Genomic DNA, 14,794 nt, shown 5'->3' with positions numbered 1-14,794 from the left:
CAAACAGAGATGGGCCATCAGGGCCGAGACACTGATGTGGGTGGTCATGCTCAAGCTTGCAGCCAAGGCGGAACATGTGACGGCTACAACCTTTTCCCGCAAGATAAAAACTTCAATAATTCAGCCTATAAAGTTTTCTAAGAAAATATCATCAAAAAGGCTCTGGACGACCCGACGAAGACAGTTGGCTCAACCACAATCAAATTCAACAGATCAACTGCGGACTCTATTAGGCCCGACACTTTATCAGTCACCTATACCATTTATGGCAGGACCAGAACCAGTATTTTCAAAAATGAATCCAGCAAGCCTTGAAAGGAACACGTATGATTACCGAAGATTTTGCATTAATTAAAGAAATATTTTCCATTATTGATAACGGAATTATCGACGGCTATGATCGTTTTCGTTACGAGGTGGTAGTAGGAAAAGGATTCATAGACACAGAGTTACTTGTCGAAAAGGATGGAGCGGAGACTACCAACGCCCGGACAGATATTGACGATACACAGTTGTATGAATTGGTAGATAAGCTTAAACATAGCGCTGAGCAACGCGGTGAAGATTGGGTTTCATTCGTGATTTCATATAAACATGGAGAGCAAGTCAGTACAAAGTTCAAATACCCTGACAACTGAGATGCTCATAGAAAATACAGTTTACCTAGGGAAGGTCTGAAGTAGACATTGATTTTTGATGCCCTCATGGCCTGATTTTCAAAAAACTCGCCCGATCAGATAATCAGACTTTTCCCGCTTTTAACTCGATACCCAGATCAAAGGCGCGGTGGCGAGTGGCAAGAAGGTGATCGCCAATGTCGGCGGCGATCTTAATATCGAAAGCCTGCAAGACACCAACACGTACAAAGTCGATGAAAAGAGCCTGGGCATCGGCATCAGTCTTTGTATTCCACCGTTCTGCTACGGCATGAGCTCGATAAGCGGTGCCAGCGCAAACTTTGGCGCAACCAACATCGACTCCAACTATGCCAGCGTCACCGAACAATCGGGCATCAAGGCAAAAACAGCCTGGTCACATCCAGCCTCACCAGCCACGACATCAAGAACAAGGCGGATTACGACGCCAATACCGTCAGCCTGGGCGGCGGCCTGTTCTCACAAACCAGCCCCGACGAAAGCGAAGAACAACGCGAAGCCAAGCGCAACCTGATCGTCAGCCTGGTAACCGGCCTGGCAGCGACCAGCGCCTCCATCGACCCGACCACCGCCAATACCGCGGCGGGTGCGGCGGGTGCGGCGGGTGCGGCGGTGGATAACAACTGGCTGGCGACACAGCAGGTCGTGCAGTTCAAGAAGGAATACGACGAAGCAAAAGGCCTGATTGCCGCTGGCAAAGTCGTTGCCAAATGGTCGTACATCAGCGGCAGGCAGGATGTTCTGACCCAATTCGGCATCGGCAAGGGGTTGGCCCAGTCAGGCTGGAATGACGTCACGGGCCTCGCCGAATTTGTCGCGCACCCCATCGAAGGGCTTACCGGCCTTGGCCAACTGATTAATAACCCGGAGGCCAGAAAGCAGTTTGGCGACAGCGTCGTCAACGAACTCAACGTCAAGATAGAAACAATCAAGACCTCGCTGGAAGTCGGCGGCGATGAAAACGCCGAAGCGTTGGGCAAGGCCATCGGCGAAATCGCCTGGCAGGTCGGCAGCATTGCAACGGGCGTCGGCGGGGCTGCGAAAGGTGGCGTGGCGCTGGCCAAGGCGGGGATCAAGGTTGGAGCGCAGCAGCTTGAAAAGATGGCTGAGGTGGCGAGCCTCTCCAAATTCGACAAGCTTGTAGCACGCGGCGGGCAGTTCAACCCTAACGGCACCCCGCTGATGGACTTCCGCGCCATGACCAACGCGCAGAAGAGCATCGTCGGGGACATCATGGGTGAAGAGCAAATCAAGACGTTGGTGCCCGGCGCTGAAAAAATTGGCCAGGCTCCCGATATTGGCCAGACAGGCATTGACGATTTGTACAAGGTAGATAAGCCTGGTGTCGACTACCTGATCGTTGAGTACAAATTTGGCTCGTCCAAGTTGAAGCCTACTTGAGATGGGCTGCAGATGAGTGATGATTGGTTACAAGGTAGCTCTACTAACTACAATCGGATTCTGGAGTCTGTCAACGGTAATGAAAAAGCTGCTGATAGCATCAACAAAGCACTACAGGCAGGCCGTGTCGAAAAATGGCTAGTCCATACAGACCCGTTTGGAAATGTCACTGTCGGCGTCCTGGAAAAAAATGGAAAATTTGTAGCTGATCCAGTTGCCACATCAAAACTATTAGGAAGGGCCGCTAAATGACTCGCGCACCATTAGGGGAAATAAGCTACTGGTCTGAGTGGATTGAGTACAACGACGATTACATAAAAAAAGAATCTGTAGCGGCTGATAACAACTCAGGTGATCAGAATTACGCGCCCCAATTCCAATTTACACTTGCTCAGAAACACTGGCACCAAATTCTGCGCAAATACTCAGCCGGATGCCCAATTACTGACTTGGCGCATTACTTCCCCGGTCTGTTAGATGCTTGGGAAGAAGCTGAGCGGCTCGGAGCAGCAGTGTGGACTGCAGAGCAGCAATTCACCCGGCACCACTGGCGCGTCAACTACGACCACTACATCATTTGCTTCTGGCTGGTCGGCTTGGCACTCGCACTCGACATTCCAGACGAGCAATGGCATCGCTTGCTGGCCTTGATCGGCAATGATGGCGAAGACGTACTTCTTGATCGGATCATTGCCAGCCGTAGTCCAGACCGCAAGATAGGAGCCGTGCTTCTATATCCCAAACCCTATGGTCGTTTGTTGAAGGCAGTAAATGCGCCCTCAGATTCTCAGGCACCGCTGCTCAAAGCCTTTGTCGAGTATTGGTATCTGGAATTGCGCACTGGCGCGAAATCCGGATCAGACCCGCAAGCGGTCAGCTATCGGCATCCTTATTGGTATACCTATGGCGACCAGAACTTTGAAGGCGGGGCTTATTTTGGTCGTTGGTGTGTAGAAGCCGTGGCTGCCGTGAAGGCGTTTGGAATGGATGACTCGCCATTTCTAGGTCAAGAGCATTATCCGGGAGACCTTTTGAGACCTGATGGCCCTGGCACTCACCCGGCAAGAGAGACAACAGAGCCACATCCACCGTTGGCTTCAGCAAAGAAAGCCGGCTTTTGGGCCCGAATTTTCACCCTATCCAGTGATAGATAAGCGCCAGTGTGATCAAGCAAGACACGGCTATCGCAAGGCACGCACCCGCCGAGAAGTGCCAACGTCGATGCCGGAGATGGGAGGAATAAAGTGCTTTGAACTTGGTTTGATTCACCGACAGATGAATGCCTTCAAAGCTTTCACGTCAGCAAGAATAAGCCCTTATCGCGGGCATGAAAAAACCGGCAAAAGCCGGTTTTTTTCATGCCTCGCTGTGGGCTCACTCCCACTCAATCGTCGCCGGCGGCTTGCTCGACACGTCATACGTCACGCGCGAAATGCCTTCGATCTCATTGATGATCCGCCCACTGACCGTTTCCAGCAGTTCATACGGCAAATGTGCCCAACGCGCGGTCATGAAGTCGATGGTTTCCACCGCACGCAGTGCAACAACCCAGGCATAACGACGGCCATCACCTACCACGCCCACCGATTTCACCGGCTGGAACACCACGAATGCCTGGCTCACTTTGTGATACCAGTCAGCCTTGCGCAGTTCTTCGATGAAGATGTGGTCAGCGCGACGCAGCAGGTCGGCGTATTCCTTTTTCACTTCACCGAGGATGCGCACGCCCAGGCCCGGGCCCGGGAAGGGGTGGCGGTAGACCATGTCGTACGGCAGGCCGAGTTCCAGGCCGAGGCGGCGGACTTCGTCCTTGAACAGTTCGCGCAGCGGCTCGACCAGCTTGAGGTTCATTTCCTCGGGCAGGCCGCCGACGTTGTGGTGGGACTTGATCACGTGGGCCTTGCCGCTCTTGGCGCCGGCCGACTCGATCACGTCGGGGTAGATGGTGCCCTGGGCGAGGTACTTGATGTTGTCCAGGTGTTTGGCCTGGGCATCGAAGACGTCGATGAAGGTGCGGCCGATGATCTTGCGCTTCTTCTCCGGGTCGGACTCGCCAGCCAGGTTGTCGAGGAACTGGTCCTCGGCGTTGGCGCGAATCACTTTGACGCCCATGTTCTCGGCGAACATGGCCATCACTTGCTCGCCTTCGTGCAGGCGCAGCAGGCCGTTGTCGACGAACACGCAGGTCAGCTGATCGCCGATGGCCTTGTGCAGCAATGCGGCAACCACAGAGGAGTCGACGCCGCCGGAGAGACCGAGCAGCACGTTGTCGGTGCCGACCTGGGCGCGCACGCTGGCGATGGCGTCTTCAGCGATTTTCGACGGGGTCCACAGGGCTTCGCACTGGCAGATGTCGAGAATGAAGCGCGACAGGATGCGCCCGCCCTGCTTGGTGTGGGTCACTTCCGGGTGGAACTGCACGCCATAGTAGCCGCGTTCGTCGTTGAACATGCCGGCAATCGGGCAGCTCGGGGTGCTGGCCAGGATGTGGAAGTCTTCCGGCAGTTTGGTGACCTTGTCACCGTGGCTCATCCACACGTCGAGGCCGAACAGGCCGTCGGCGTCGATGTGGTCTTCGATGCCGTCCAGCAGGCGGCTCTTGCCGACCACGTCGACGCGGGCATAACCGAATTCACGCAGCTCGGACCCTGCCACCTTGCCGCCCAGTTGCTCGGCCATGGTTTGCATGCCGTAGCAGATACCGAACACCGGCACGCCCAGGTCGAATACCGCTTGCGGGCAGCGCGGGCTGTCGGCTTCGTGCACGGACTCGGGGCCACCGGCGAGGATGACGCCTTTGGGGGCGAAGGCGCGGATCGCGTCGTCATCCATGTCGAACGGGTGCAGTTCGCAGTACACGCCGATCTCACGCACGCGGCGGGCAATCAGCTGGGTGTACTGGGAACCGAAGTCGAGGATCAGGATGCGGTGGGCGTGAATGTCGAGGGCCATGAAGTCAGTCTCGTCTAATGAATCAGAAACAACTCGGGGCTGAAAGAACAGCCCCGGTTACTTAAAGTTTTGCTGGAAGCCTCAACCTACGCGGTAGTTTGGCGCTTCCTTGGTGATCTGCACGTCGTGGACATGGGATTCAGCCATGCCGGCGCCGGTGATCCGCACGAACTCTGGCTTGGTGCGCATTTCTTCGATGTCGGCGCTGCCGGTGTAGCCCATCGAGGAACGCAGGCCGCCCATCAGTTGATGGATGATCGCGCTCAGGCTGCCCTTGTACGGCACACGGCCTTCGATGCCTTCCGGGACGAGTTTCTCGGCGCCCGCCGAGGAGTCCTGGAAGTAACGATCGGACGAGCCCTGTGCCTGGGACATGGCGCCCAGCGAACCCATGCCGCGGTAAGCCTTGTAGGAGCGACCCTGGAACAGTTCAACCTCGCCCGGCGCCTCTTCGGTACCGGCGAACATCGAGCCCATCATCACGCAGGACGCACCGGCAACGATGGCCTTGGACAGGTCACCGGAGAAGCGGATGCCGCCGTCGGCAATCAATGGAACGCCGGTGCCTTCAAGGGCTGCGGCGACGTTGGCGATGGCGCTGATCTGCGGCACGCCCACACCGGCGACGATGCGCGTGGTGCAGATCGAGCCAGGGCCGATACCGACCTTGACCGCGTCGGCGCCAGCTTCGGCCAGGGCCTTGGCGGCAGCGCCGGTGGCGATGTTGCCGCCAATCACCTGCACGTCGGGGAAGTTCTGTTTGACCCAGCGCACGCGGTCGATCACACCCTTGGAGTGACCGTGAGCCGTGTCGACCACCACCACGTCAACGCCGGCAGCCACGAGGGCCGAGACGCGGTCGCCGGTGTCTTTACCGGTACCGACCGCCGCGCCAACGCGCAGACGACCCTGGTCATCCTTGCTGGCCAGCGGGTAAGCCTTGGCTTTTTCGATGTCGTTGACGGTCATCATGCCTTTGAGGGCGAATTTGTCGTCGACGATCAGCACGCGCTCGATGCGGTGCTTGTGCAGCAGCTCACGCACATCGTTCTTGTCGGCGCCTTCCTTGACAGTGACGAGACGCTCTTTAGGCGTCATCACTTCACGGACGGTGACTTCAAGGCGATTCTCGAAACGCACGTCACGGGAAGTGACGATGCCGACCAAGTCGCCATCGTGCAGCACCGGAACGCCGGAGATGTTGTGCATGCGGGTGAGGTCGAACAGGTCACGCACGGTGGCGTCGGCTTCGATGGTGATCGGATCTTTCACCACGCCGGCTTCGTAACGCTTGACCTTGCGCACTTCGGCAGCCTGCTGCTCGATGGTCATGTTCTTGTGGATGATGCCGATGCCGCCTTCCTGGGCCATGGCAATGGCCAGACGGGCTTCGGTGACAGTGTCCATGGCAGCGGAAACCAGGGGAATATTCAGCTCGATGCCACGGGTTAGGCGGGTCTTGAGACTGACTTCGTTAGGAAGCACCTCGGAATAACCGGGCACTAGGAGAATGTCGTCGAATGTCAGAGCTTCTTGGCTGATACGCAGCATCGCGGGGGCTCCCGAGCGGGAAAATGGAAGCGCGCCATTATACTCAGACACCCTTCAGGTCTCAATGTAAAACTCTGACATATTTGGGAATACGGATAGGAGGGGTTACAGCTCGACCTTCACCCAGGCGATCTTCTGGTCCAGCCAATCGGCGAACTCATCGATAAAGCTCTGCTTGAACCCCGCCTCCGCCCAGTTGTTGAAGATGAAACCCAGGTTGGAAAACCCGCATTCCTGCAGGAACAGAAACCCGTTGATGTCATCTTCATGCCCACACAGCGGGCAGGTGAAGTTGTCGGTGTGACCGGGCATCCAGTCCTCCAGGCTTTCGAACAGCGCCTCGCCGATTTCCTTGAGGCACTCCGGGCAACCGGCCTCCTCGAGAAAGCCCTTGGCCGGGGTATAGATGCAGCGCTTGTAGATGATCTCCAACCCGTTCACCGGCTCGTTGAACGGCAGCGCTTCGGGGTGCAGCACCACGGCGCGGGCGCCGTCGGCCAGGCCGTAAGCCATGCGGTCGCCGGTACGGCCGCAGGTGGTGAGTTCTTCCTTGATGATGTTCTTGCGCACCAGCCAGCGCACGATCGCCCGTGCGCGGGGTTCGTGGACGGGCAAGGTGGAGATTTTCGGAACAAGGATGCTTTGGGAGTTCATTGGAGTCCTGCGGTGTGGCGGCTGGCACCATCGGGAGCAAGCCCCTTCCACATATTGATCTGTAAACACGTTCAAATGTGGGAGCTGGCTGCCTGCGATGGGGCCTTGAAGGCAGGCAGCTTAATCCCTGCCCCACGCAGGTCAAGTGCTCACATACCGTCCGATCAACGCAAGGCCGCTCGCCAGCACCAGCCACGTCACCACTTTCACGAACGCCTCGCGGGACAGGCGCCTGGTCAACCGGCGCCCGAACCATAGCCCCAACCCCATCGCCGGCAACAGGCACAGCGCCAACAATAGCAGCGGCAAATCCGCATACACCCCGGCCAGCAAAAACAGACTCAAGCGCACCAGCGTACTCGCGCTGATCAGCGCACTTTGCGTGGCCCGCGCCGGCTCCTTGGGCAACCGGCTGTTCAGGTAGATGGCATACAAAAAGCCGCCACTGCCGAACAACGCCCCGAACAGCCCACCGACGGTGCCCATGGGCACTGACCAGCCTGCCGCCAGCTGTGTCGGACGCGCCTTTACCAGGAGGCTGTAAATCGCGTAAGCGCTGATAAACAGCCCCATCAACAGCAGCAACACATCCGAATGCAGATTGAGCAAAAACACCACACCGAGGGTGCAACCAATGGCCATGCACGGCAGCAGTCGCAGCAGTTCGGCCTTGCTCACCTCGCGCCGGGTTTGCAGCAGGCCGCCAAACGCGGCGACGAAATCCAGCAGCACCAATAGCGGAATGATCTTCGACAACGGCATGAAAAAAAGCAGAATTGGCCCTGCGATCAGCGCCGTGCCAAAGCCCGCGATGCCGAACACGACGTAGGCCAGCACCACACCCAGGCCAATGACCAGCCAGTCCATCCCGTTAAAAGACCACTGGTTCAACAGTTCGATTGCAGTCATGCAGGCTCCTTGCTCATCGGCGCCCCTCATCATAGTGCAGCCGCGCATGTGCACAAGGCCGTGGTGATTGCCCAGGGATTACCTATAAACTGCCGCCCATGATTAAAGACCCGTTTGCCCGCCTGGGCCTGGACCGCGAAGTCCTGACTGTCAGCCAGCTCAACGGCCGCGCACGCGTGTTGCTGGAAGACGTGTTCACCAATATCTGGGTTGAGGGCGAGATCTCCAACCTTGCCCGCCCGGCCTCCGGCCATGTGTATTTCACTCTCAAGGACAGCGGCGCGCAGGTGCGTTGCGCGCTGTTTCGCAACAATGCCGCGCGGGTGCGCCAAGCGCTGAAGGATGGCCTGGCGGTGAAAGTGCGCGGCAAGGTCTCGCTGTTCGAGGGCCGTGGCGACTACCAGTTGATTCTCGACACGGTGGAGCCGGCCGGCGACGGCGCGTTGCGCCAGGCATTCGATGCGCTGAAGGAAAAGCTCAGCGCCGAAGGCCTTTTCAGTGCCGAGCGCAAAGTGCCGCTGCCGTTGCACCCTCGGCGCATCGGCATTGTCAGCTCACCCACCGGCGCGGTGATTCGCGACATTATCAGCGTGTTCCGCCGCCGCGCGCCGAACATCGAATTGACCCTGATTCCCACCGCCGTACAAGGCCGCGAAGCCATCCCGCAGATTGTCCGTGCGCTCAAGCGTGCCGACGCGCGTGGGTTTGACGCGCTGATCCTGGCGCGCGGCGGCGGCTCGCTGGAAGACCTGTGGTGCTTCAACGAGGAAGCCGTGGCCCGCGCGGTGGACGCGTGCGTCACGCCTATCGTTAGCGCGGTCGGCCATGAAACCGACGTGTCGATCTGCGACTTTGTCGCCGACGTGCGCGCGCCTACCCCGTCCGCAGCCGCCGAATTACTCGCCCCCGACGCCAGCCACCTGGTGCGTCAGGTGGAGAACCTGCACCGCCGCCTGGTGATGCTGATGCGCAATCGCCTGCGCCACGACCGCCTGCGCCTGGAAGGCATGGCCCGGCGCCTGCGCCATCCCGGCGAACGTCTGCGTCAGCAGGCCCAGCGTCTGGACGACCTCGACATGCGCCTGCGCCGCGCCTTCGAGCGCAGCCTCAATACCCGCCGCGAGCGCCTTATTCGCCTGGAGACGCGCCTGGCCGGCCAGCACCCCGGCCGTCAGTTGGCCCTGCTGCGCCAACGCCTGGACAGCCTCGCCGAACGCCTGCCCCGCGCCATGCGCGAAGGCCTCAAGGCACGCCGTCTGCAGCTGCAAAGCCAGGTGCAGACGCTGCAGGTGGTCAGCCCGTTGGCGACCCTGGGCCGCGGCTACAGCATCCTGCTGGACGAGCGCGGCCAGGCGATTCGCAACGCCGCGCAAACCCACACTGGCCAGCGCCTGACCGCGCGGCTCGGTGAAGGCCAATTGCAAGTGCGGGTGGAAGACAACCACCTCACCCCTGTCACCCTTTCGTTACTGGATTGATTGATGCCACGTCTCCTGAGCCTGCTGATGCTGTTGTGCCTCGCGTTCAACGCCCACGCCGACAGCTACATCACCCGCACCCTGAACAAACCGGTGCCCGGCGGGGTTGCAGTGGTCGACCTCGGCCCCGCGACCGCCGCGCCGAAAGCCAGCTACCAGGGCAAGCCGGTGCTGGTAGTGAAGGAACAGGACAACTGGCTGGCGATTGTCGGCATCCCGCTGACGGTCAAGCCAGGCAATGAGCGCATCAGCAGCGGCGGGCGCAGCCTGCCGTTCATCGTGGGTTACAAGAAGTACCCGGAACAGCGCATCACCCTGAAAAACAAAAGCCAGGTCAACCCCGAACCCGCGCAGCTCAAGCGCATCGAGGGTGAACTGGCCGTGCAGCTCAAGGCCTATCGCAGCTTCAGCCCCACGGTGCCAAGCAATCTGGTGCTGGACAAACCGGTGAACGGGCCGCTGTCCAGCCGGTTCGGCGTGCGTCGTTTCTTCAACGGTGAAGAGCGCAACCCCCATTCGGGCCTGGACTTCGCCGTGCCCGCCGGCACGCCGATCAAGACGCCGGCCAACGGCAAGGTGATTCTGGTGGGCAACTACTTCTTCAACGGCAACACCGTGTTCGTCGACCATGGCCAGGGCTTTATCAGCATGTTCTGCCATATGTCGAAGATCGACGTGAAAGTCGGCCAGCAGCTGGTGCGCGGGGCCGTGGTGGGCAAGGTCGGAGCGACGGGCCGAGCGACCGGGCCGCACATGCACTGGAATGTCAGCCTCAACGATGCGCGGGTTGACCCGGCGATCTTTATCGGCGCCTTTGAGCCGTAGTCAGCCCACGAGACATCCGTTCAAGAAGCCTGGTACTCCGTACTACGGAGTACCCAGCATGCTCTTACATTTACTGCGGAACCCGATACGCCGAAAGGTCACTTACTCAGCAAGTTACAGGGAACGTGACACACATCCTTTCAGGCTAGTTGGAGACGCGCTTCGTGCCTACATCCGTCAGTTCAAAACCTATCCAGTTACTTCACTCTGAGCCAGCCCCGGCTTTGACGCTCGCTGATACACTTCCTGCAACCGAAAAAGAGACAGATCAGTCCCCCCAGGAGCCGAAGTCGCGGCAATTGAGAAAAGGACCAGATGCCCCAATAAAACCGACGATACTGCCAGTAGAACCGGCGAGCTTATCCAACGAGCTCTCAAGACACTTCAAAGTCGGCCCCGTTAAGTTCCTCACCTCCGAGTACGACACTCTCAGCCTCAAGATGGCCAGGCTGCAACGAAAACAGCCTGTATTCAGGGATTTCGTAAACGCTCAGATTGAACAGGCATTTCCTCAGCTCAAACCCCTTGATCCAGACATGCTGTCGTTCGAGCGATCCAGACTAGGCGATGACGGCCGCACATCCGTTGCGGTGTCCAAAGAGCCGCTTCTGGACGCGCTGACACGGGCAATTCAGGAAATCCACGCCTACCCGGATAAACCGTTTACCGATGAGCCAGGCGTCACATCGCAATTCATGCTCAAGACGACGCCGACCGAAGCGGCCCGGCCCATCACCGCTGCGGACTCACTGCACACAATAGCCAGGCGTATTGCGACCCAATTTCCAGAAACCGTGAAAAATTTCTGGACCCAACCGAATCCAAAAGAAATCCTCAAAGACGCACCACAGGATCAGTTGCTGTCGTTACACAAGAAACAGCTGTCAACTCTGGCGGCATTGGGCGAACAGGATGGCTATCTGAGTTCGCAAGCCAAGCGGCTGGTGGATACCGTACTCCAGTACCCAACGCGCGAAGAACGCAACCAGGCGCTTGCGCCAGAATCGAGACCAGGCATCTACCCGCTCGTGATCAATGACAACAGCGCCAGTGGTGCACGCTTGGCGGGGGCATGGCTGGTCACCAGCAAGGAAGGTTCTGCACCTGGGAACGACGATGGGCCTGTGGTGCTGTGCACGCCAAGTGAGGGCCTGGAACCCTTCGAGAACAGCGCTCAAGCGTTCCAGGCGCTGGCCCAACGATTGGATGCACGGGGCACAGCTGCAACCCTGCTCGAAGAGGGTCTGCCTCTGTCGGCACAAAAGACTCAGAGCCCCTTGCAGGGCCAGGACCTGATTGCAAGTTTTGTCCCCATTGAGGGAGACGTGATTGCCGAAGGGTTTACCCAATTGCTGAAGCGCCAGGCCGATGAGGTTCAAGCGACCCTCATGCAGACCCTGTCCACGGAAAACCAGGTCCTGCACCCCATGCCCCTGCAAGACGCAGATATAGGAGCGGCTATCGACGATGCAGCAGACTGGTCAACGCAGGTTGATGGCAACAACGCCATGCTCGCCCGTTACGAACGACTGGCCGACAAAAAACAGCCGCAGTGGCTGAAAAATCTCACGTCCAGCCAGATCAGGGGTTATCAGTATCTTGACCGTGTAGAGCAAAAGAGCGTCGAGAGGCTGGCGCCGATGCTCGAGAAAATTCCTACGTTGCATCAGTTCGCCAACCAGCAATTGAACCTGGCCCTGCAAAAAAAATACCCTGGGGCGAACATCGACGCCCAGAAGACAACAGTCGTGACTACGACGAAGTCGCGCGTTCATACACGTTTCAGGCACGGAGCGTACACCCCGGCCAACTACCAAACCAAAGTGTTATCGCTCACCGACCTGTCACTGAAAAACCCGACGGCATTTCCCGCAGGTGACAGCAACGAACACGTTCAGGACACCCTGCAATCCAAGCTTCTTGATGCCCAGGGCAAGCCGGTGCTGGACAGTGACGGCACACCCATCGTGCTGAAAACCGCAGAACTCCTGGCATTGGTGGAAGATGCCGATGTAGGGGGCAAATACCTCGATAGGCTCCAATCGCAATTGGCACCGGATGCCAGCACCGGTGAGCCGCACAAACTGCGTTCAGCATGGAAACACGCCCTGCGCAGCACCATGAACAAGCATGCCTATCTGGCAAAACTCAGCCCAACGGCCTATACGGCGTCAGAAACAGACAGCGCGGGCAAATCATTGGCCCCGCAGTGGGTAAGGGCAGTGATTGATTATCCTGACCCGGCTACACGCCCCAAGGTCGACGGGAAAACCGTTATCGCCAACACGATGTCGTTCTATGGCGCTCCGATCCAGGGCGTCACAGTGCTCAGTGACCAAGAGCACTCATCTCGGGTCTTGTACAGTCCCGAGGCGCCTGACGGCATAGCATGGCGCGCACTGGCCAGCCAGCAAGAGCTGGAGACATTGATGGCTAAACCGGAGTGGAAAGCCTACGCGCGCGCTCGCACTCACTCGACTCCCATGGAGTCGCTACAGAAAACGGTTAAAGACTATCGCGACAAAAACATCATCGGCACTCTGGAAAACGTCCAGAAAGCCCTTGAACCGAAAATCGCCTATCTCACCCCCATTGATGGGAATCTTCGAGATGCAATGTACCAACAGGTGTCGGATATCCTGCTCAAGAATGCCGATTTGAGTTCGATCAGCAACGCCGAGGTGTCCAAGGAGTCGCGTTATAACAAAATGATGTTTGGCATCGAACTGGCAGGTATCTTTCTGGACATAGTGCCGATCATTGGCAAAGGGGTATCAGTAGCTTCTCGGCTGGCAAGAGCAGGGTTGAAGATAATGCGGATGCCGGGAAACTCTCTTGGAAAAATGCTCGGCAAACCCGGTCACCTCTCCAGGGCATTCTCCGATTTCACCGTTGTCGCCACCGGCCAGCCCATTCCCACTGTTCCGATTTCACGTCCCGTGTTCAAGCCAACTGCACAGGCGCAAACCCTGGCGCCTGGCACTGGCACCCTGGCAGTGCCATCCGGCCGGGCTACGCGGATAATTCCTGCGCCGCCAAACGGCGCCGCTGCAAATCAAATTCAGTTGAACGTGCCCTCCACCTCCGCCGGCACGGGCACGCTATCCACAGCCAGCAAGATCAGACAGCCGCCGCGCCTGCCGGACTTCAGCCAGCACGCAGCGCCGCAGAGTGTGCTTGACGGCACAAAACGAGCGGATGGAACGTTTCAGGTCGGCGACGATTTCTACATTCCCTTCACCGACGGTACGGGTGTGGAGCGGGCCTATAAAATCAGTCCGATTTACAAGCTTGAAAGTGGTTCGGTAAGGGCTATCGATGCAAGCAGCGGAAAACAATTCGCCTCGCTGGTACGCACCGGCACCGGAGAATGGAGGCTCAATAAACTGAAAGGCGGAAAACCAGACCTGCCTTTGGACGACTATATGGACAGGGTATTGAAGGGTTCGGCCGCAGATGACTTCGTTGATTCGGCCGAAACAGGCAGGCTCAGGGAATGGTTCAGGCGTGACATGGGTGAATTCTATGATTCCTTTTCTATCAGGCCGCAGGCCCCGCGCCCGGAAATAGCGCCTGTCAGTGCTGACATAGCCCCAAGTGAGCTGATCAAAAGCACGCTTTCCCGCCCTGATGTCAACGGCTGGGTGATAGGGGAAAGCCATGAACAATTGGCGAGCCTGGATTTTTTGATCAACAACATGGCTCGATTCAAAGAATCAGGCGTTACCACGATTTATCTGGAAGGCGGTTACTTTCTGGAACGCTCACCGACGCTCGCTGGCAACGCCTACACGGCAGATGACGCGCAATACTTGGGCTCGCGCTATCCGAATGATGAATACGGCGACAACACACTGAGCGCGATCAATGTGCTGGAGGCGGCACATAAAAATGGCATCAAGGTCATCGGGTTGGAACATGCCGAACTGACAGCCCACGTCAACGATCTTCAGGGCTTCCAAAATAGCGAAAGTTTTTATATAGATCGTCTGGAAGAATTCAATTATTTCGCCACTAAAATTATCGAAAACACCCCAAAAGGGGAGAAATGGGTAGCGCTGGTCGGCAACTCCCATATGAACAATTACGTTGAACCCTACACGGGCGCCGCCGTACCTGGTATCGCGGAGCTTACAGGCGGGCTGGGTGTTTCAATACGTGATGCCGCCAAAGGAGCCGCCAGCACCACCAGCGTACCTGCGCATGCCCACCATCTCACTGACGAGATGGAGTTCTGGAGAGGCGATGTGCAGATTGAACACAATGTGGATAAGTATCTGAAGGCATAACGTATCGAGGGTTCGGGAAGGTGCGCCACGGTGCCCCTCCCCTTTCCTTCCCTCTAAAATTGCGACCGTACGATTTCTA

At 57.9% G+C, this 14,794-nt stretch carries 12 protein-coding genes; 8 read left to right on the top strand and 4 right to left on the bottom strand.

The window, feature by feature from the left end:
- Window positions 1–326: 326 nt before the first annotated feature.
- The 5 genes from TU75_RS18760 (at window position 327) to TU75_RS18750 (ending at window position 3,211) form a co-directional block, all read left to right on the top strand.
- Entirely contained in the window at window positions 327–638 is a 312-nt protein-coding gene (locus TU75_RS18760) for a hypothetical protein (protein ID WP_060549731.1), read from the top strand.
- A 166-nt stretch (window positions 639–804) separates the two neighbouring features.
- Window positions 805–1,170, top strand: a complete 366-nt coding sequence (locus TU75_RS28140; RefSeq protein WP_231981905.1) for a hemagglutinin repeat-containing protein — start codon at window positions 805–807, stop codon at window positions 1,168–1,170.
- Window positions 1,171–1,268: 98 nt separating this feature from the next.
- The gene (locus TU75_RS28135) at window positions 1,269–2,057 is read left to right on the top strand and encodes a hypothetical protein (RefSeq protein WP_082630469.1); all 789 of its coding nucleotides are present in this window, start codon (window positions 1,269–1,271) and stop codon (window positions 2,055–2,057) included.
- A 12-nt stretch (window positions 2,058–2,069) separates the two neighbouring features.
- Complete coding sequence (locus tag TU75_RS28130) at window positions 2,070–2,309, top strand: hypothetical protein (protein WP_082630467.1); 240 nt, start codon at window positions 2,070–2,072, stop codon at window positions 2,307–2,309.
- Complete coding sequence (locus TU75_RS18750) at window positions 2,306–3,211, top strand: PoNe immunity protein domain-containing protein (RefSeq protein ID WP_060549729.1); 906 nt, start codon at window positions 2,306–2,308, stop codon at window positions 3,209–3,211. Before TU75_RS28130 ends, TU75_RS18750 begins: the two co-directional genes overlap by 4 nt.
- Window positions 3,212–3,431: 220 nt before the next feature.
- Here TU75_RS18750 and guaA read toward each other — a convergent pair whose 3' ends face one another.
- The 4 genes from guaA to TU75_RS18730 form a co-directional block, all read right to left on the bottom strand.
- Window positions 3,432–5,009: a glutamine-hydrolyzing GMP synthase gene (gene guaA / locus TU75_RS18745; protein WP_003238499.1), complete on the bottom strand. Its 1,578-nt coding sequence runs from the start codon at window positions 5,007–5,009 to the stop codon at window positions 3,432–3,434.
- 81 nt (window positions 5,010–5,090) lie between these two features.
- A complete protein-coding gene (guaB, locus tag TU75_RS18740; protein ID WP_003238496.1) occupies window positions 5,091–6,560 on the bottom strand; it encodes an IMP dehydrogenase in 1,470 nt (489 codons plus the stop codon).
- A gap of 105 nt (window positions 6,561–6,665) precedes the next feature.
- The gene (locus TU75_RS18735) at window positions 6,666–7,214 is read right to left on the bottom strand and encodes a hypothetical protein (RefSeq protein WP_003238495.1); all 549 of its coding nucleotides are present in this window, start codon (window positions 7,212–7,214) and stop codon (window positions 6,666–6,668) included.
- A gap of 141 nt (window positions 7,215–7,355) precedes the next feature.
- The gene (locus TU75_RS18730; protein ID WP_015372905.1) at window positions 7,356–8,123 is read right to left on the bottom strand and encodes a sulfite exporter TauE/SafE family protein; all 768 of its coding nucleotides are present in this window, start codon (window positions 8,121–8,123) and stop codon (window positions 7,356–7,358) included.
- A 98-nt stretch (window positions 8,124–8,221) separates the two neighbouring features.
- Here TU75_RS18730 and xseA point away from each other — a divergent pair, with 98 nt between their 5' ends.
- The 3 genes from xseA (at window position 8,222) to TU75_RS18715 (ending at window position 14,715) form a co-directional block, all read left to right on the top strand.
- Window positions 8,222–9,601, top strand: coding sequence for an exodeoxyribonuclease VII large subunit (gene xseA, locus TU75_RS18725; protein ID WP_060549728.1), 1,380 nt, complete (start codon window positions 8,222–8,224; stop codon window positions 9,599–9,601).
- Between the two features lie 3 nt (window positions 9,602–9,604).
- Window positions 9,605–10,426, top strand: a complete 822-nt coding sequence (locus tag TU75_RS18720) for a M23 family metallopeptidase (protein ID WP_003238489.1) — start codon at window positions 9,605–9,607, stop codon at window positions 10,424–10,426.
- A 164-nt stretch (window positions 10,427–10,590) separates the two neighbouring features.
- Entirely contained in the window at window positions 10,591–14,715 is a 4,125-nt protein-coding gene (locus TU75_RS18715) for a membrane-targeted effector domain-containing toxin (RefSeq protein WP_231981903.1), read from the top strand.
- Window positions 14,716–14,794: the final 79 nt, after the last annotated feature.

Origin of the sequence: Pseudomonas poae (genome assembly GCF_001439785.1) — a bacterium.
GTDB classification, from domain to species: domain Bacteria; phylum Pseudomonadota; class Gammaproteobacteria; order Pseudomonadales; family Pseudomonadaceae; genus Aquipseudomonas; species Aquipseudomonas poae.
The sequence above is the reverse complement of the archived record's forward strand: the minus strand, read 5'-3'. Positions and strand labels throughout refer to the sequence as shown.